The sequence below is a fragment of the Pseudohalioglobus sediminis genome (genome assembly GCF_008370495.1).
In the GTDB taxonomy this organism is placed as follows: Bacteria; Pseudomonadota; Gammaproteobacteria; order Pseudomonadales; family Halieaceae; genus Halioglobus.
In genome coordinates, this window is sequence record NZ_VTUX01000008.1 from 24,721 (window position 1) to 43,270 (window position 18,550).

General features: G+C 61.1%; 13 protein-coding genes. 3 read left to right on the forward strand and 10 right to left on the reverse strand.

The window, feature by feature from the left end:
* Positions 1 to 21: 21 nt before the first annotated feature.
* Positions 22 to 1,305 (reverse strand): histidinol dehydrogenase, encoded by a 1,284-nt coding sequence (hisD, locus tag F0M18_RS15765; RefSeq protein WP_149612430.1) that lies wholly within the window; start codon positions 1,303 to 1,305, stop codon positions 22 to 24.
* Positions 1,306 to 1,428: 123 nt separating this feature from the next.
* Here hisD and F0M18_RS15770 point away from each other — a divergent pair, with 123 nt between their 5' ends.
* Entirely contained in the window at positions 1,429 to 2,838 is a 1,410-nt protein-coding gene (locus F0M18_RS15770) for an alpha/beta hydrolase family protein (protein ID WP_149612431.1), read from the forward strand.
* Positions 2,839 to 2,859: 21 nt separating this feature from the next.
* The gene (locus tag F0M18_RS15775; protein WP_149612432.1) at positions 2,860 to 3,609 is read left to right on the forward strand and encodes an SDR family NAD(P)-dependent oxidoreductase; all 750 of its coding nucleotides are present in this window, start codon (positions 2,860 to 2,862) and stop codon (positions 3,607 to 3,609) included.
* Positions 3,610 to 3,685: 76 nt separating this feature from the next.
* On the opposite strand, the gene F0M18_RS15780 is transcribed toward F0M18_RS15775, so the two are convergent.
* The 3 genes from F0M18_RS15780 to F0M18_RS15790 all read right to left on the reverse strand — a co-directional run bounded on the left by F0M18_RS15780 (position 3,686) and on the right by F0M18_RS15790 (position 10,569).
* Positions 3,686 to 5,557: a tetratricopeptide repeat-containing sulfotransferase family protein gene (locus F0M18_RS15780; RefSeq protein ID WP_149612433.1), complete on the reverse strand. Its 1,872-nt coding sequence runs from the start codon at positions 5,555 to 5,557 to the stop codon at positions 3,686 to 3,688.
* A 101-nt stretch (positions 5,558 to 5,658) separates the two neighbouring features.
* Complete coding sequence (locus tag F0M18_RS15785) at positions 5,659 to 8,100, reverse strand: TonB-dependent receptor (RefSeq protein ID WP_149612434.1); 2,442 nt, start codon at positions 8,098 to 8,100, stop codon at positions 5,659 to 5,661.
* 210 nt (positions 8,101 to 8,310) lie between these two features.
* On the reverse strand, positions 8,311 to 10,569 hold the full coding sequence (locus tag F0M18_RS15790; protein WP_188109758.1) for a TonB-dependent receptor: 2,259 nt from the start codon (positions 10,567 to 10,569) through the stop codon (positions 8,311 to 8,313).
* 452 nt (positions 10,570 to 11,021) lie between these two features.
* On the opposite strand from F0M18_RS15790, the gene F0M18_RS15795 reads away from it, so the two are divergent.
* Entirely contained in the window at positions 11,022 to 12,746 is a 1,725-nt protein-coding gene (locus F0M18_RS15795) for a tetratricopeptide repeat-containing sulfotransferase family protein (RefSeq protein ID WP_149612436.1), read from the forward strand.
* A gap of 225 nt (positions 12,747 to 12,971) precedes the next feature.
* Here F0M18_RS15795 and F0M18_RS15800 read toward each other — a convergent pair whose 3' ends face one another.
* From F0M18_RS15800 to F0M18_RS15825, 6 genes are all read right to left on the reverse strand, one after another.
* Positions 12,972 to 13,469 carry a hypothetical protein gene (locus F0M18_RS15800; protein WP_149612437.1) on the reverse strand — a complete coding sequence of 166 codons (498 nt, stop codon included), beginning with the start codon at positions 13,467 to 13,469 and terminating at the stop codon, positions 12,972 to 12,974.
* Between the two features lie 38 nt (positions 13,470 to 13,507).
* Entirely contained in the window at positions 13,508 to 14,179 is a 672-nt protein-coding gene (locus F0M18_RS15805) for a DUF3313 family protein (RefSeq protein WP_149612438.1), read from the reverse strand.
* A gap of 98 nt (positions 14,180 to 14,277) precedes the next feature.
* Complete coding sequence (locus F0M18_RS15810; protein ID WP_149612439.1) at positions 14,278 to 15,435, reverse strand: alpha/beta hydrolase; 1,158 nt, start codon at positions 15,433 to 15,435, stop codon at positions 14,278 to 14,280.
* 3 nt (positions 15,436 to 15,438) lie between these two features.
* Complete coding sequence (locus F0M18_RS15815; protein ID WP_149612440.1) at positions 15,439 to 15,945, reverse strand: ferritin; 507 nt, start codon at positions 15,943 to 15,945, stop codon at positions 15,439 to 15,441.
* Between the two features lie 75 nt (positions 15,946 to 16,020).
* Entirely contained in the window at positions 16,021 to 16,899 is an 879-nt protein-coding gene (locus F0M18_RS15820; RefSeq protein WP_149612441.1) for an SDR family NAD(P)-dependent oxidoreductase, read from the reverse strand.
* A gap of 106 nt (positions 16,900 to 17,005) precedes the next feature.
* The gene (locus tag F0M18_RS15825) at positions 17,006 to 18,433 is read right to left on the reverse strand and encodes a DcaP family trimeric outer membrane transporter (RefSeq protein ID WP_149612442.1); all 1,428 of its coding nucleotides are present in this window, start codon (positions 18,431 to 18,433) and stop codon (positions 17,006 to 17,008) included.
* Positions 18,434 to 18,550 lie beyond the last annotated feature (117 nt).

Genomic DNA, 18,550 nt, shown 5'->3' on the forward strand with positions numbered 1-18,550 from the left:
GCGAAGTTTTCTTTTCGGGTGCTAGCCCCCGCTTTTGCCATACCTTCTTACGCGAATATCAGCCTGTTCCTTGTGCCCGGCAAAGCCCTCTACAGCACAAAGCCGTGAGCAGTATTCGCCCACCATGGCCGAGGCTTCCGGAGTTACCCGCTGGAAGGTGCAGGTCTTGATAAACTTGCCCACCCAGAGGCCGCCAGTATAGCGTGCGGCTTTCTTCGTTGGCAAAGTATGGTTGGTGCCGATGACCTTGTCGCCGTAGGACACGTTGGTTTCCTGGCCCAGGAACAGCGCGCCATAGTTGCTCATGTTGTTGAGGAAATAGTCGGGGTCGCGCGTCATCACCTGCACATGCTCGGAGGCGATCTGGTCGGCGATCTCGACCATCTCCTCATAGCTGTCGGCGACGATCACCTGCCCGTAATCGCGCCAGGCGGCCCCCGCTATCTCTGCCGTGGGCAACACCGTCAGCTGCCGTTCGACTTCCGCCATGGTGTCGCGCGCCAATTGCTCGGAATTGGTCAGCAGCACCGCGGGAGAATTGGGCCCGTGTTCGGCCTGGCCCAACAGGTCGGCTGCGCATAACTCGCCGTCACAGCTGTCGTCGGCGATCACCAGCGTCTCGGTGGGGCCGGCAAAAAGATCGATGCCGACGCGGCCGAACAACTGACGCTTGGCCTCGGCTACGAATGCATTGCCGGGGCCGACGATCATGTCTACCGGCGCTATGGTCTCGGTACCGATGGCCATGGCACCTACCGCCTGCACACCGCCGAAGCAGTAAATCTCGTCCGCGCCAGCCATATCCATGGCGACGACGATGGCGGGCGAGGGTTCGCCGTTGAATGGTGGCGCCGCCGCGATCACCCGTTTGACGCCGGCAACTTTGGCCGTCACCACGGACATGTGCGCGGAGGCCACCAGCGGATACTTGCCCCCCGGCACATAGCAACCGACGCTGTTCATCGGTATGTGCTTGTGACCCAGTACCACGCCCGGTAGCGTTTCTTCTTCCACATCGAGCATGGAATTGCGCTGGATCTGGGCGAAATTGCGCACCTGTTCCTGGGCGAAGCGGATATCGTCGATCACCTGTTGGTCCAGCTGCTCGTAGCAGGCTTCGATCTGCTCACGGCTGAGCCGGAAACTGTCCGGGGACCAGGCGTCGAACTTCTCCGAGTAGTCGCGGATCGCCGCGTCTCCCTCACTCTCGATGCGGCCGAGGATATCCTCAACGATGCCCCTCACTTTGGCATCCTGAGTCTGTACTTCCTCGACGGACATTCCCTCTTTCAGATATTTGGCCATTGTTATTTCTCCGAGGCTGTCTGACGTGTAAAAACCGGCATGCTAAACAGTTTTGACTTCGAATGCAATTTATCGTCTATAATGGCTCGCGATCAAGCACCACAACAGGCAAACTCTGGATTAATGCGTTTTATATCACTCGCCATCACTGCGCTCTGCGTGCTGCCATGGCCGGGCTTTCACCCGGCCGCTGCGGCAGAGGTGACGACCCCTGACTGCAGGTCCACGCCGCAGGTTTGCCTGAACTCCCTGGCAGATATCGCGCCGCCGGCGCTACGTGTGCGCGAGTACGGCAGCACACTGACGCCCCTGAAGCGAGTGCGGGAGTTACCGACGCAGCGCACCAGCCTGCTCCGCTATACGTCCGACGGGCTGGCGCTCTACAGCCGCCTCGACCTGCCTCGCTCAGGGCCGCCTGAACAGGGCTATCCACTGGTCGTCATCGCCCCGGGCTGGATCAGCCGGGAACAGGCACCGGGCTGGGATTTCGGCATCGGTAGCGAGGCCACATTCAATGCCGTGATTGACGCCTTCGTCGCCCGGCGCTACGCCGTGATCACTGTCGGGTATCGCGGCAGGGGTACGGTAGACAACGTGCCCGCGCAGGGCATGGCCTTCCGCGATGCCTGGGGCAATGGCAGCTATATCTCACCGATCTTTTACGCTATCGATGTGCTCAACCTGCTGGCGGGCCTGGGCAGCCTGGACGCTGCTCCCTGGCAAGCAATGCTCGCTCCCGGCGAGGCCAGGCCACGCTTCGATCTCTCCCGGGTTAACCTGTGGGGGCATTCCCAGGGCGGCGATGTGGCGCTCACCGCGCTGGCGGTGAGCGGCCGCAACCCGCAATTCCCGCAGCGCGTGGCAGCCGCCTCCATCTGGGCCGGCAACATACCTGACCGTTTCATCCAGGCTGACACCTTTGGACCCATGGCCTCAACGCCGCAGGCGTTCATGTCCGGCGATGGCACCTGGACCGGCTCAGCCATTGGCAGGCAGGGTGAGGTAAACCCGGACTTCGTCTTTGCCTGGCCGGCGGACTGGATCAGCAGCCTCGACAGGCGGGACTGGACCTGGCAGACGCAGCAGTGGTCAACGCCCAGCGTGGCCGACGCCAGGCTGGCCAAGTACCGCGAGATGTACGCGGCGCTGAATCGCTATGTAGCGGACATGGACGACCTCGCGTTTTCCCTCTATCAGGATGACAACGGCAGGACCCGTATTCGCCATGCCCCCGAGGTCGCCGCGATCATGCCCACTCTCGGGGGTTATCACCATGCCCGCTTTATCGACACACCCTTGGCCCTGCACACCTCCGACCGCGATTACTATTCACTGCCGCGGTGGAATCACGACCTTGCCGGGCGGATAGGCGAGCACGGCGGACAGGCCCGCGTCTACATCTATCCCGGCAATACCCATTCGCTGGGCCGTAGCGAACACCCCTGGTTCTCCCCTGCCGGCACCGTTGCCGGCGCACCCGTCGCCATAGCCCGCGACCTGGCACTGTTCGGCGGTGCCGGCTTTTCTGACTGAACCCATAGCAAGGAATCCCCCATGAGCGACCAGCAGCCCTCCCCGTTTCGCCTTGATGAAAAAATCGCTCTGGTCACCGGGGCCGGCAAGGGCATCGGCCGCGCCTGTGTCGAAGGCCTGGTGGCCGCCGGCGCCCAAGTGATTGCGGTGGCACGCACGGCCAGCGACCTGGAGAGCCTGCAGGCGGCGCACCCGCAGCGCGTGCAGGCCTGGGCTGCGGACGTCACCGACCCCGGGTTCCTGGAACGCATCGCCTCGCTGCCGCAACTGGATGTGCTGGTCAACAACGTCGGTACCAACAAGCCACAGCCGTTTACCGACGTAGAGATATCGGCGCTGGATCTGATGCTGGAACTGAACGTCCGCTCCGCCTTTCTGGTGGCGCAGGCCGCGGCGCGCATCATGGTGCGCCAGGGCGCCGGCTCCATCATTCACATGGGCTCACAAATGGGTCACGTGGGCGCCGCTAACCGCACGGTCTACTGCATGACCAAGCACGCCATCGAGGGATTGACCAAGGCCATGGCAGTGGAACTGGCACCCCAGGGCGTGCGCGTCAATTCCGTGGCGCCCACGTTTATCGAAACACCGATGACCCGGCCCATGTTCGAGGACCCGGCATTTCACCGCGATGTCATGGCGCGCATACCCCTGGGCAAGATCGGCCAGGTGCAGGATGTGGCCAACGCGGTAGTGTTTCTGGCCAGTGACGCCGCCGGCATGGTGACCGGCGACAGTCTGAAAGTCGACGGGGGCTGGACGGCGGTATGATACGCCGCCTTCGCGCCGCGGCCGGGAAGCGTACGGCACTGGCCCGGCAACACCTCGCAGCGGGCGTCGGTGCTGCTCAGTCGTGCCCCAGCGCCGCCACCAGTGGCTGCAAAAACTCCTCGTATCGCTTCCAGGCCGCGACCGCGTCCCGATAAATCGGCTCGCGGACCTGGCTGGCGCTGGGTGTTTTCACCAGCCCGCCACCGCTATGGAATTCGAGCATCGCCGGCTGGAACTCAAGTTCCAGAAACCCGAGCATACGCTCGCACTGTGCGCGCAGATCGGCGACGGTGGCTTCGTAATCCACGTCCAGGATGCGCTCCGGGTAGAGTGCGTGCCACGCGTCCATCATCCGGCGGTACTGCTGATAATAATCAGCCAGAGACTCGAGACCGTGGGCGTAGGTCTGCTTTTCATCGAAGGGTATGCGGTGAATGGAAAAGCAGTTGTCCACCGGCTCACGGCGGCAGTGTATGAACTTCGCCTCCGGCAGCGCCCGCGCCATCAGCCCCAGGTACTGAAAATTCAGTGGCGTCTTGTCGACTATCCACGCCGTACCCTGGTCGACCTCCCGGTGACGGCTGCGATAGTAGCGGCCGATTTCCTCCAGGTGCGCGTCCGTGAGCTCGGCCACGCACTGGGGAAACGGCTGGTTGGTCAGGTGCGATGCCAGCCGCGCGCAGTCAAAAGCGTAGCTGACCTCGCCGGCACCCATGATGCAGCTATGGGCAGACAACACCTGTTCGGTAAGGGTGGTGCCGGATCGCGGCATACCCATGACGAAGGCAATACCTGGCGAAGCCGGCGCGCGCGCCTGCCCGGGAGGGCGAGCCTGCAGTGCACGCGCAGCGGTGATGATGCCGTCGGTGAGGCTGTGGGTAAATGCCCTGTCGTAAGGACTCGCCTCGGCCTTGATGCGATTACCCTGTGCCAGATAGTGCCAGGCTTTCGCTACCTCATCGCGCTGGTCCCAGGCCCGGAACAGGGCGAAGGCAAGCAGCTTCCTGTCCTCATCGAGCATGCCATCGGCGCGCCACAGTAGTTCCATCTGTTGCAGCTCCTGTTCCGGCGTCTGCCTGCCCTTGAGCTGCGCCAGCTGGTAATGCGCACTGGCGTAGTCCGGCGCCAGCTGCAGGCAGCGCTGGAAGCATTCGGCGGCACGGTCGCGGTCTCCCAGCTGTTCATGCAATACACCCAACGCATGCCAGGCAAACGGATTGCCGGGCTCGCGCTGCAGCACCGTATCAAGAGTCTGCCGCGCTTCGTCGGCGCGATTCAGGTCCCTGAGCGCATCCGACTTCTCGATCATCACGTCAGTGCGTCCGGGCTCCAGTTCGAGCACGCGCTCAAAGCAGGCCAGCGCGTCCTCGAAGCGGGCCAGCTTAACGAATACAGATGCGCGCAGGTGATGCGCCGCGACCTGCTCCGGGTCCAACTCCAAGGCCCGGTCCAGGGCTTTCATTGCCTTGCCGTAATCCTCCATATCGCGCTGCGCGGCGGCCAGGTTGCTCCAGCAGGCGGCGTAGGCCCTGTCCAGGCGCAGTGCGGCTTCGAAACAGGTAATGGCGTCGCGTGCATTACCACTCTCGCGCAGGGCATTGCCAAGATTGTTCATCATCACCAGGTTTTTGGGGTTCAGCTGCAGGGACTGCTTGAAGTGCGCCACAGCGGCTTCAAACTGGCCAGCATCCTTGTAGGCCAGGCCCAGGTTGCCGTGCGCCTGCGGGTCATCGGGGTTCTCCGCCAGAGCCTGTGTAATCAACTCGATGGCCTCCAGCGGCCGGTCAGAATTGATGGCCAGGATGCCCAGCAGGTTCAATGCGTGCACGTTGCGGGGATCGAGCTTTAGTACCTCTCGGTAGCCTGCCTCCGCCTCGCCATAGCGCCCCTGTTGCTGCAGTTGATAGCCCTGTTCGAGATACCGCATGATTTTCTCAGGTGATGTCATCCTCGCTCCGCTACTGGTGGCGCCACAACAAAAAAAGCCCCACGAGGTGGGGCTTTAGCATACTAGCACTGTGCCCTCATCCCGGGGCAAGCCTGGACCGGCTAGAAATTGTAGCCCAGCCTGACACCGTAGGTGCGCGGGTCGCCGAAGTCCGCAAACGCGCGCGCTCCTGAAAACACCGTGGTCTCGGTCAGGTATTCCTCGTCGGTGGCATTCTTGACGAATGCCTGGGCGGTGATCGCACCGCTTGCCGACATCCAGGTCAGGCGCAGGTCCAGCGTGGTGTAGGCATCCTGCTTGGCGAAGAAGTACTCGACATTCTGCGTCTTGTAGTCATCCGTGTGATAGATAAAGGCGCCGGGTATCAGCACCCCTGCACCACCCAGGTCCCAGTCGTAACTCACACCGAGGTTCAGCGTGTAATCCGGGCTGAAGCGGGGCTTTTTGCCGCTGAGGTCGTAGATACGATCCCCTGCCGGGCCTATCTCGCCGCCTTCGGCGAAGCGACTTTCGCCCTCGGTGAATTCGTCGAGTTCGGAATCGTCGAAGTTGGCTCCGGCAGTAATATTCAGGGCCGGGGTGGGCTGCCATACCATCTCCACTTCCAGCCCCCGCGCCGTCATGCTGCCGCCGGGAGCTGTCTGGGCAATGATGGTTCCGCCCTGGGGCACGAACACCGTAGTGGACAGGCCATCGAAGTCGTTGTTGAACAGCGCCAGGTTCAGAGTCATGGTGCCGTCCAGCAGGGTCGACTTCAGGCCCAGTTCAAAGGCCTCGACCTCATTGGGGTCAGAGAGCTCCGTGCTGCCCGCGCGAATCGGGTTGCCGGCAATGTAGCCGGTGGCTGCCGAGGCGTACAGCATCATGTTATCGCCAATATCGTATTGCGCTGCCAGGCGCCAGTCGGTGTGATCGTCATCGCCCTTGTTCGCCGAATCGCGGTTCAGCGTAAAGGTTGGCCAGTCGCGCTGGCGGCTCTCCTCGTTCAGGGAACCACTGTAGAAGTTGCGCTCATCCTTGGAATAACGCAGGCCCGCAGTCATACGGAAACGATCAGTGAAAGAATACTCAGCCTGGCCGTAGACGGCCTGCGACTTGGTGCCGCCAAAGCTCGCACTGAGCCAGTGCGCCCAGCGCGGCCGCTGCGGCGTTGCTGAATTGGCGTAACCGTATACGAACTCATACTGGGTATCGTCGGGGTCGGAGTCGTCGTACAGGAAGTAACCCAGGGTCCACTGCAGGTCGCCATCGCTGTTTGAGTTCAGGTTGATATCGGCCTGCACAGCATTGGACTCATTGCGTTCACCGGCGGCGATACCGCAGCGCTGCTGCGTGGTCGCGTCCCAGTACCACCAGGGCCCTTCCGGATTGGAATAGTCCACGCAGAAACCGTCGTACTCACCCACCAACTGGCCGTTGAGGGTGGGGTTGGCCGACATGTCACTGTCCGTCAGGCGTCGCTCTTCGTAATCGAACACACCCAGATTGGCGCGCAGGTCTGCGAAGCCCAGGTCCCAGTTGATCAGTGCACTGAACGAGGTTTCCTCGATATCGCGCTGCGGCCGGAAATCGGAGGAGATTTTGAAAGGATCATCAATGGTGGCAGCAGTGGAATCCTGGGGGAACACGCCTGTGAACTCCTTGCCGCCACCGAAGCCGTCGGTGACGCCCTGGCGCGGTTGCATCACGCCATTGATACCGTTGGTCTGGCCGGTTTGCGGATTCACGGGGATACCCAGCACCTTGTAGGCGTAGTCAGAGTTACCGTTGGCAGTATCTTCCCAGTAGGTTGCCGTCAGGGTGATATCGAAGCGGTCGGTGGGCGCCCACAACAGCTGGGCACGGGCGTACTGGTTGTCCTCGTCCTTAAGCCCCGCGCTGGAGTTGAACACGTTCTCCACGAACGGGTCCTGGGAGGTGTCGCTGGCGGTGATGCGCAGCGCGACCGTATCGCCCATGGGGATATTGACGTAGCCCTCGTAGCGCTGGTAGTCGTAATTCCCGGCGGTGACGGCGGCGCCCCAGGACAACTCCCCCACGTCGGGCTTGTTGGCAATAAGGTTAACCAGGCCACCGAGGGTATTGCGCCCGAACAGCGTGCCCTGGGGGCCGCGCAACACTTCCACCCGCTGGATATCGATGTAACTTGCCAGCGCCTGGCCAGCGCGCGGGCGATACAGCCCGTCGATATAGATGGGCACAGCGATATCGTTGACCCCGGCAGCACCGGCGCCGCGCATGATGATCACCGGGTCGTTACCCTTGTTGTTGACCTGCATGCCCGGAACGCTCTTGTCCAGGTCCAGCAGGCTGGTGATCTGCAGTTCCGTCAATCTGTCGCCGGAGATGGCGGTAACGGCGAGGGGAATATCCTGCACACTGGCGGAGCGCTTGGTGGCAGTCACCACCACCTCTTCCAGGAAACCGTCCTCCATCACGGTGGAGCCCGATCCGCCCTGGGCCCACACCGGGGCCGTCGACAGTGCCAGTGACACCCCGATCGACATGGCCGTGCGTTTGGTGTTCATACCGTGTGTTCTCATGCTGTGTTTCTCCTGGTAAAGCTTATATGAGCCTTTTTGAGTAGGTTCCCTGGCGCTCCCAGGAAAAATCTTCGCGGCCGCCCGCAAATACTTCAGGCCGAGGGTGCGTCCACCCCCGGCCTGTCATTCAGTGGTGTGCTGGTATCGTGGCAAAAAAAATCCCGGCCCTGCGGACCGGGCAACCACAATGGCCACGAGGGCCTACCGCACCTAGAAATTGTACGACGCGCTCAAACCCCAGATTCGCGGATTGTTCCAGCTGGCCTGGATTGAGGCGATGTCCGGTGCGTCACCCGGGTTGAAGATCACCGAGCGGGTGAGCACCTCTTCATCGCCGATGTTGAGGACGTAAGCCTGCACTTCTACAGATCCGCTCGCCGACAGCCAGACAACCCTTGCGTCTGCCATGACATAGGCGTCCTGCGCGGCCTCGTCCACGTTGATATCAAACGAGTAGTACTCGTCCGAATAGGCCAACTGCAGTATCGGGGTCAGCAGGCTGCCGCCCGGGAGCTGGATGTCGTAGCTGGTCTGCAGGCTCGCGGTCCACTCCGGCGACAAGGCCGGCGTCCAGCCCTTCAGGGACAGGTTACCCTCGGGAGTCAGGCGCCCCGAGAACTGGTCCAGGCCGTTAACCCAGGAAATCTCATAGTCCCCGAACTCGGAGTTCATGTAGGCCAGGGTGGCGTCGACGCGCCAGGAATCACCTGCCAGCCAGTTGAGTTCAAACTCGGCACCCCAGGTGTCAACCTCACCGCCACTTTCCGTGAACTCGGAAACCACGTTGTCTTCGCCCAGTATGGCGAAGGACTGTGCCTGCATGTCATCGTAGTCGTTGTAGTACAGGGCCGTGTTGAAAATCAGCGTATTGTCCAGCCACGTGCTCTTGTAACCGAGTTCGTAAGCGGTGACTGTCTCCGGGTCATAGGTAAGCGGCACACCCTCGGCGATAAAGTTGATGCCACCGGCACGATACCCCGTAGAGACCTGCGCATAGGCCATGGAGTCGTCGTCAAGGTCTTGTTCCACACCGAACTTCCACAGGTTGTCGTCCCACTCGCCCTCTTCGCCCGTGCCCGGTGCCGGTATCGGCGGGAACACCGTCCAGTCCAACTGGTCTTTCTTGGTCTTGGTGTCCTCGGCGTAGCGATAGCCGCCCAGCAGTCGGGTGCTGTCGGTGAGCGCGTAGTTGACGTTGACGAACAGGCCGGTGGAGTCGCTGGTGTAATCACCAACGCGATCCCAGTGCGGAATTTCGAACTGGCCGTCGGTGCGCTCCAGCCAGTTCCAGGCACTTTCCATCTCGAAGTAATAGGCTCCCACCAGCCATTCCAGCGGGCCATCGCCATTAGATACCAGTTGTAGTTCGGTAGACCAGGTCTCCTGGTCAGTACCCCAGCCGGTAAAGCCGTTGTTCTCGGGGTCGCCGCCGTCGCTGTAGTCAGAGTCGTAGTTCTGCTCGCCTTCGAAATCATTGATGTTGCCGATGAACTTCACCGTGGCGAAGCCGATATCCCAGTTCATGTGCAGGGTGTAGGCGGTACTCTCGAGATCGGCGTTCGAAGGCAGGTCACGCCGCACTTCCCAGGGGCCGTTGTCGAAATTATCCGAGGCGTTTTCCGGCGCCCACAGGTGACCCGACTGGTAGTTGCCGTCGATGAAGCCGCCAATCTGCTGATAGCCCCAGATGGCGTCACCGCTGCTCTCCTGGTCCATGTAGGCGATGCGCAAGGTGGTCTCGAAGTTCTCGGTGGGCGCCCACAGCAGGGTGCCGCGCAGGTACTTGGAGTCCTTGTCACGCAGGTCATCCCCACCGGGGTACTTGTTTTCGATGTAGCCGTCGTGCTCGTCCATCATCCCGGCGAAGCGCACTGCGAAGTGCTCACCCAGTGGCAGATTGATAGCGCCTTCCAGCTTGGTGCGGTCGTAGTCTGCGTAGACGCCGGTCAGGTAACCATTGACCGAATCCAGGGTCGGCGCCTGGGTGTGCACATTGATGGTGCCGCCGAAGGTGTTGCGACCATACAGCGTACCCTGGGGACCGCGCAGGACTTCGATGCGCTCAAGGTCTACGTAGGAACCCAGCGCCTGCGTGGTGGTGGGCACGTAGACACCGTCTTCGAAGATACCGATAACCTGCTCTGCCTCGGTACCGACGTTATTGGTGCGCGTACCGCGCATCGCCAGGCGAGCCTCATTGCCCGACTGACCCATTTTCATGCCGGGAACCATGTACTCCACGCGCGTCAGGTCTTCGATGCCGCCGCGTTTCAGGTCTTCTACCGAAAATGCCGTGACTGACACCGACACATCCTGGACGCTGGTCGAACGCTTGGTGGCGGTGACCAGGACCTCTTCAAGTTGACGGCCTTCTTCCTGGGCGATAGCGCCGACAGGTATACCGAGAGCCAGGGACACGCCCAGAGACAGGGCAGTACGGTGATGAAAAGGGCGCTTAAACATTGGCATGAAATCCTCTCTTATGACGTTATTTTTGACTGCAGTCTTATGCTGCATAAACACGTTTGGTGATGCGCTGGGAGTATTTGTACTTCGAATGCAATTTAATGTCAAATCTTTGCCACCATGGCGCCGTCTGTTGTTGCGCACGCCATACGAACGCCATGAGACGAGCCAATAAACCATACTTTTCCTATTATTTTCAGTATGTTAAAGCAGGTAGAACGAATGATGACAGAGCCATTTCCAGCCCTGAGCAAGAGGGAAAAAGTCATTTCCCACAGGCGGCAATGCAGTTTTTTCCATAAATCAGATGCAGGCACAACGGTCGTCCTGGCAGTCTCTGAGGGCTGCAGAAACGGCAGCGCAGGCGTTACAGGGCCACGCATCGGCAACAGGTGCTGCAGTCAAATAGCGTTAGCGTTCTTGCATTCGAAGCCAAAATTATCTCAAATGCGCGCATGAGTATTACCAAGGCACAACTGGCCATGCGCGAGGGCAGATTGCCGGAAGCGCGGCAATTGCTGGAAGCCGTGGTCCGGAACGGGCCCTCCAATCCGGAGGTACACTACAACCTGGCCATGGTGCTGGTCAGGTTAAAGGCGTACACCGAGGCCGCCAGTCAATTCAGGCACTGCCTGCGGCACGCGCCCGGTCACGTCGACCTGCTCAACAATCTTGGCAACGCACTGCGGCTGAGCGGGCAGCATCAGGAAGCGCAGCGCACTATCGATGAAGCCCTGGCATCGGCGCCACGGCACGCAGCGCTGCGCTGCAATCGCGGCTGGCTGCAGCTTGCCATGGACAACCCACCCGCCGCTGCCGCCGACTTCAGATCGGTTCTCGAGCAAAACAAGGATATCGAGGATGCCTGGCATGGTTTGCTCAAGGCGCTAATCGCCCAGGCGAAGTGGCGCGAGGCAGCCTCCGTGGGCGAAATTGCGACGCAGCGTTTCGCCAATTCATCCTCGCTGTGGAATGCTCTTGGCGTCACCCACAGCAAACAGCACGCACCGGACAACGCAATGCCTTGCTTCCGCAAAGCCGCACAGCTCGATTCGAGTAATGCAGAAGCACTGGTGAATCTCGGTATTTGCGCCGAGCAGACAGGCGACCTGGATGTCGCCGAACGCAGCCTGTTGCGGGCACTGGAGCTGAATCCCGATCACCCCGGCGCACACTTCCACCTGGCTAACCTGTCAACGCACCGCGGCAGCGCAGCCGAGGTATCAGCAATCGAACGAGCGATCGACAGACACCAAACCGAGAGTGCCAAGGTTGAACTGCATTTTGCCGCCGGCAAGGCTCTGGCCAAACTCGGCGAGCACCGTCGCGCGTTTCAGCATTTTCAGGCGGCACGCAAGCAGCGTGCGCGCGCAGAAGACTTCGATCTGGCGGCGGCGATCGATGCCCTCACCCCTCCGGCGTTGGCCCTGGGGCCACAACCAGCTACCGATGCGCGAATGCGTATCTTCGTGGTCGGCATGCCCCGCTCAGGCACCACCCTTGTAGACCAGATACTGGCATCGCACTCACAAGTCCACTCTCTCGGCGAAGCCCGCGTTGCCGAAAAACTGGCCTCCCGTTTGCAATCCCTGTCGTCTACGCAGGTTCACCGGACGCTTGACGGCCACGACTCTGCCGAAATCGCGCGATGGCTGCGTCAACAGATGTCGACGTCAACACCCAAAGCGGCCATCGTCGAAACCAGCCCCGGCAGTTTCACAATGCTCGGTGCGCTTGCGCAATTACTGCCCGAGGCGGTTTTCATACATTGCACTCGAAACCATCTGGATAACTGCGTTTCGCTGTTCGAGACCCCGCTCACGGGCCCTCACGGTTACGCCAATACGCTATCGGGCCTGGGCCAATATTACAGCGCCTATCGCCATACCATGGCACACTGGCAGGCAATGTATCCCCAACGTATCCATAACGTTGCGTACGAAGACCTGGTCAGCAATCCGCACAGCACCATCAGCCGCCTGCTGGATCATTGCAAGCTCCCTGTGGAGGATACTTGCCTGTCCTTTCATCAGCACAGTCGCAACGTGATGACGCCGAGCGCCGCACAGGTAAGGCAGCCTGTCACCACGCGTTCCATCGGTCGCTGGCGACACTACGAAGAGTTTTTGTCGCCACTGCGTAAAACCCTGCAGGATTGCCCTTCCCAGGGTAAAGCCTGAGTCTTCACTCCGGCGACTGAAGGCAGCGAGGGGCCCAGCCTGTATCTGCATTTTCATATTACCGACCTACCGGGGCTGGACCTGAAACAACAGCGCGCACGGTGGTCGGGTTTCATCGAACGCGAGCCGCTCGCGGTCTGGGTAGCGCCGCAACAGCGCCTTATCGTGAGCAAGCCCTGGGTCAATGCCGAGACACCTTGACCCGGAGCGCCGGTGAATCCGCTGTCAATACAGCTCGCAGGTCTCCTGGGTCTTGTAGCTCACGGAGCCGTCATGCCAGTTGCCCTCGCCCACGGCTTCACCGCTGTCGGCACGCACCACTTCCACCGTGTCATCTTCAGCGCGACTGACCTGCAAGGTATAGGAGGTTAACTCCGGGTAGTTGACGGCGATAAACTCGCTGTCGCAGCCCCGGCTGAAGCCGCTGCGCTCGGCATCCAGCAGAAACAGCTGCCCGGCGGCATCGAAGACCCCGGTAATGGCATAGGTCACGTGACACTCGACGATGTCATCATCGCCGGGATTACTGTAGTTATAGTGGGTTTCCGTCCCTATGGTGTCACCGGTCGCGGCGTCGAACTGCAGTTCACCGATGTAGTAGCGGCTGCTACCGCGAAAGCCGGTGCTGTCCTGTGACGGATCGCAATTGCGAAAGGCCTGGGCTGTGCTGTGCCAGCCCAGGCTCGCGGCAATGAGCGCACAAAAGGCTACTGGCCTGCGCATCGGCGTTTTACCCCGGGCACCCGGTTCGAGACCCGGCGCTAACGGCCGGTGACCTGGTCAAGCCCGTCGCGGAGCAGGCCCGCCCAGCGTTTCAGGGTGCGATCGGCCTCGGCCTTGTTGGTAACGCCGTTGGTCCACTGCAGGCGCCCCATCTCCGGTGCGCGCCGGCGATCGAGAACACGGGCCAAGACCTGCCCGGTGGTGCCATCCACCAGTTCCAGGCTCAGCGTCATTTCACCCGTGGAGGTCGTATAGGTTGTCGACCGGCCCGAGCTCATGGTGTCCGGCGCATTGATATCCAGGTTGATTATGCCGGGCCGCACCACCAGCACCGCTTCACCGTTATCGAAATTATCTACCAGCGTATACGGGGGCGCCTCCTGCAGGGCCGCACGGAAGTATTGCTGGCAATCCCGGCCGAGATTGTCCTTGATCTGGTCCACGTCCTGCTGTGTGACCCGACGGCTCAGGTCAACCCGACTGCTGTTCTGGTCGCGCAGCCAGTTCTTGCGAAACGCCACGGTGCAGTCGGCGACACCAAACTCGCTGTAGCTGCCGAGGTCCGCACCGGGCAGCAGGTACACTTCCTTGAAACGGGTGTCTGGCTGCAACACCAGGCCATCGTGGGTTTCCTGGGGCGCCTGGCTGGCGCAGGCACTGAGCAGCACCACGGCTGACAGGGACATCATGTATTGCCACAACTTGATCACGGTATCGTGCTCCTTTTATCTGCTAACGACTGCATAGCCACAGTCGTATTTACTTACGTTGCTGGCGGCCTCGCGGTTTTCACCATGCTGGCGCGCGGCTAGCGCAACAACCAGACATTATCATAGGCGGCCGTTTCTTCACGTCGCCGCCCGCTATCTCGCTGGGCCACACCGTCGATACTCTGGCGGATGTCCGCCGCGACATTGCCCACCAGGTAGTAGCTGTGCTCCACCAGCCCCGTAACCACGCCGCTGCAGTCCACCTGGTGTACCTTGCGGTGCAACTGCCCGGGGCGCGCCGCCCCGGCTCCGCCAAGGCGTTCCGGTTGCCCCTTACTGTAGTCGGAAATCACCATCGCGGTGTCACCACGGTTGTGGTAGACGCTCACCTGCCGCGCCAACTGGTTGATCTGGCCCAGGGGTTCACCCGGTTCCAGCGCGGTGTCATCCACATCCGGGGCACACAGGAACACCTGGTCAAACAGGCGCGGCAGGGCGCGCCCGGGGGTAAACTGGTTGAGGCGATCAATCACCTCCTGCAGCAGGTAGTTGCCCATGGAATGACACAGCAGGTGAATCTGCTGGTCACACAGTTCCACCTCACGATTGCGCGCCCTGTCGTGCAGGGCATGCAGGTAGTCGCGGGTTTTGAGCAGGGCGCGACCGAAGGACGCACCGGAGCCCCTGGCCTCGGCGCGGTCGGATTTGTAAGAGACCCAGGGCAGCATCAGGCCGTCAGAGGGCCAGGTAAACAGCACCACCACCACATCCTTGCTCTCACAATTGGCGGAGAGATTGGCCTTGGCCTGCATCATCAGTTGCAGGGCCATGGCAGTACCTACCGCCTGGTGCCAATTGACGTTGAAACCGTGCACGTAAACCAGCACATCGGCGGCGTTGGTCATCGCTTCCTGCAGGTCGGCGAGCATGGCTCGCGAACCCAGCACGGCATCGTCCTGCGCCGACTCGGCAATGCCATCGCTGAGCTTCTCCGGATACGCACGGATAGTGCCGGTGTCTTGCGACTGTTTCGCCAGGTAGGAGGCCAGCGCCTCGCCGTTACCGGTGCCATTGGGTGACATGTCCCGCTCGAGGCAGGCATTGATGTCGCGCTTCAGGGCGGTGACGCGCACCACACCGAAACGCAGGTTTTCTATGCCATCCTGGCTGAAGTGGCGGCTGTAGCCCGTCGGCCGCCAGCGATTGCGCCCCTCATGGCGACGGTTGGTCGCGTAGTAGAGCTTCAGCCGGGCCATGTATCAGGGCGCAGCGGCGGGCGTGGTGCGCGAGCCCAGCTCATTGTCGATCATGAGCAGGCCGTAGCCGTCGTCCTTGACCAGCTTCAACTTGGAGATCAGCTCACTCACCGTGGCTTCTTCTTCAACCTGCTCATTCACGAACCATTGCAGCAGGTTGTAAGTGGCGTGGTCCTTTTCCTTCAGGGCCTGGTCACTGAGGTTGTTGAGTTTCGCGGTCATCTTCTGTTCGTGCGCCAGCGACTTCTGGAATACCTCGAGGATGGTACCGAACTCGGTTGGCGGCCGCGGGATCTGATCCAGCACCACGTGCGCGCCCTGGTCGATCAGGTAGTTATAGATGCGCGTGGCGTGCTGCTGCTCCTCCTCGTACTGCATCTTGAGCCAGTTGGCGGCGCCGCTGAAATCGATATGTGAACAGTACGCTGACATCGCCAGGTACAGGTAAGCGGAGGAAAATTCGTCGTTGAGTTGCTGGTACAGCGCTTGCTGCATTTCGGTGGAGATCATGGGAAGCCCCTTGCTACTGGTCCCCCCATTCTAGTGAACGGCAGTAGCAAGCGCCACTGCCGGGCCCACGCATCCTCACATCTGTGGTATTTCCTCGAATACGATGGGCAATTCCGCGCGCCGGTAGCGCTCCGAGCGCACCCGCAACTGCTCTGCGGCCTCGTCCAGGTTCATCATGATGACAAAACGCTGTTCGCGCACGCCATCCAGGGTAAAGCGCGCCAGCTCATCCAGGTCCTGGATCTGCAATTCTACGCCGGCCGTCTTCATGGCCTCCTTGAAGGCCTCGATATCCGGCGGTGGCGCACCGGGCTTTTCCCGCGCCAGTTCGGCAGGACGGTTGCGCTCCGGGTTCCACAGGCCGGTCACCAGTACCCCGCCGGAGGGATAGAACAACGATGCCCGCAGTTTGGTGTTCTCGCTTTCCAGCTGCGAGGCCAGGCACTCGGTCAGCGCACACACGGCGGCCTTGCTCGAGGCGTACACCGACTGGTAGGGCAGGCTGGAAATACCGCCATCGGCAGAGGTGGTATTGATGATGTGCCCTTCCTCACCCCCGGCGATCATGCGCGGCACGAAGGCCTGGATGCCGTGGGCGACGCCCATGACATTGACACTGTATATCCAGGACCAGTCGTTGGGCGTGGTCTCCCAGACATTGGCAGAGGGTGCCGCCACACCGGCATTGTTGAACAACAGGTGACAGGCGCCGTGCTCGGCATAGACGTAGTCCGCCAGCGCCTCGACCGAATCCGGTTTGCGCACATCCACCTTGAAGGCACTGACCTGGCGCCCCTCACCACTGCATTCGGCAACGGCTGCGTCCATGGCGCCCTGCTCGACGTCGGCGATGACCACTCTGGCGCCGTCGTCCAACAGCGCCTTGACCAACGCCTTGCCGATGCCGCCGGCGCCACCGGTAACTACCGCAACCTTGTTATTGAAGTCCTGCATGCTGTACTCCCTGTTCGCTGCAAAAGGATAATCATTTCACAACCACGGCAAAGCGGCAGTGACCACAGAGATCACTGCCGCTGACCGATTCGTTCACAGCTTGCGATTATTCGCGGGGGAAGTTCACTTTCAGGGACAGCTGGGCGCGCAGGTCGTAGCCATCGTCACCGCTGACATCCTCGCGTTCACCCCAGATCAGTTCGCCACCGATCAGCACGCCACTGGTGGGATAGTGCAGCAGGTTGATCTGGGCGATCTGGCCCTGTTCAAACTCACTGCCGTCCTGGCCCTTGGTGGTATCGAGCTTGGTGGTACTCCAGCCCACGGAGGTGGACCACTTGTCGCTCCAGTAGTGGTCATAGTAGGCAACGACACCGAGGATAGGCACCGCCTCGGCACTATTGCCGACTCGCGTGGCCTCGCGCGGCGCGAGGTCGACGCCGCCATCGTTCATATAGTTACCCACGCCTTCGCCATAGACCAGCTGCAGCTTGAGCTTGTCCTGGCCGAAGGTGTTGATCACCGTACTGGCGTTCACACCCCAGCCGAACTCACTGTCCTTTTCGCCGGTATCCAGGCGCTCGTAACCCAGCTTGCGCGCGATACCCGCCAGCTGCCAGTGTCCCCAGTCCGTGTTGTCGCGGTAGCGTATGGAGAGATCGGGAATGTCGTTGTATTTCCTGAACACATCGTTGAGCACCGAGTCGCAATTCTCCTCCAGCTCGGCGGCGCACTCATCACGGAACTTGCCGACGGTCAGTGCCGTGTCGGGGTTCTCCAGCGCGATGGAGAATTCATCATCGCCCATCGGAAAACTGTAGCGCACCTGCTGGTTACGGTAGAACACCATGCCAGTGGGGCCCCAGTAATCGATGGTGTTCGGGAACACATCGATATCCATGAAGTTGGACCAGTACTGACCGAGGCCAATGTTGTTCCAGGTGGCCCAGGCATGACGCAGGCGCGGAGTGGTCTGACCGGCATCGCCGCCGGTGCCAAACAGTTCCGCTTCCAGCAGTGCAGTGACCTTGCCTGCCGGGGTGTCGTACTCGCCGCGCACACCCAATCGCGACTGGCGCACGCTGAATACAAATTCGCCGTCTTCGCCGTACTGCCCGTCCTGGGTCGGGATGGTGCTGACACGCAGGGTGTCGTTCCAGTCAGGATCCACCCGTTTGAAGTCGTAGATAGCATCGGCCATCACGAATCCATAGATATCAAAACCGAGCGGGTCGGTCTCCGTGGGCGCCACCGCGACCGCTTCCGCCTCAATCTCCTGAGGCTGTACAACGCTGTGCACCGCCGTCGATTCCACCTGGCCCGGGTCGGCCCGGCCAGGTTCGGCCCGGCCAGGCGCGGCCTGGCCTGCTTTTAACTGCTGCAACTCCTGCTGCATCATCTGCAGCATCTGTTGCTGCTGCTGGAGCTGTTGTTCGAGTTGTTTTATACGTTCGGCTTCAGTGGCAGCGCCGGCAGACATGGTCATCACCGCTGCCGATACGGCCGCGGACAACACTAGACTGTGTTTCAGCATCGAGATTTCCCCGGGTTACTCGTTCGCCAGAATGCGAACACTTCCCAGACTATAGTTGCCCACGGCGTCGTGGGCAAACTCAATGTGCGGCGGCCGCAACAGCGCAGGCAATAGCCC

Coding starts and splice junctions, on each gene's coding strand:
- F0M18_RS15815 (WP_149612440.1), bottom strand. CDS start 15,945: ATGATCTCCACCGAAATGCAGCAAGCGCTGTACCAGCAACTCAACGAC.
- F0M18_RS15785 (WP_149612434.1), bottom strand. CDS start 8,100: ATGAGAACACACGGTATGAACACCAAACGCACGGCCATGTCGATCGGG.
- F0M18_RS15795 (WP_149612436.1), top strand. CDS start 11,022: ATGAGTATTACCAAGGCACAACTGGCCATGCGCGAGGGCAGATTGCCG.
- F0M18_RS15810 (WP_149612439.1), bottom strand. CDS start 15,435: ATGGCCCGGCTGAAGCTCTACTACGCGACCAACCGTCGCCATGAGGGG.
- F0M18_RS15775 (WP_149612432.1), top strand. CDS start 2,860: ATGAGCGACCAGCAGCCCTCCCCGTTTCGCCTTGATGAAAAAATCGCT.
- F0M18_RS15790 (WP_188109758.1), bottom strand. CDS start 10,569: ATGCCAATGTTTAAGCGCCCTTTTCATCACCGTACTGCCCTGTCTCTG.
- F0M18_RS15780 (WP_149612433.1), bottom strand. CDS start 5,557: ATGACATCACCTGAGAAAATCATGCGGTATCTCGAACAGGGCTATCAA.
- F0M18_RS15820 (WP_149612441.1), bottom strand. CDS start 16,899: ATGCAGGACTTCAATAACAAGGTTGCGGTAGTTACCGGTGGCGCCGGC.
- F0M18_RS15825 (WP_149612442.1), bottom strand. CDS start 18,433: ATGCTGAAACACAGTCTAGTGTTGTCCGCGGCCGTATCGGCAGCGGTG.
- F0M18_RS15770 (WP_149612431.1), top strand. CDS start 1,429: ATGCGTTTTATATCACTCGCCATCACTGCGCTCTGCGTGCTGCCATGG.
- F0M18_RS15800 (WP_149612437.1), bottom strand. CDS start 13,469: ATGCGCAGGCCAGTAGCCTTTTGTGCGCTCATTGCCGCGAGCCTGGGC.
- hisD (WP_149612430.1), bottom strand. CDS start 1,305: ATGGCCAAATATCTGAAAGAGGGAATGTCCGTCGAGGAAGTACAGACT.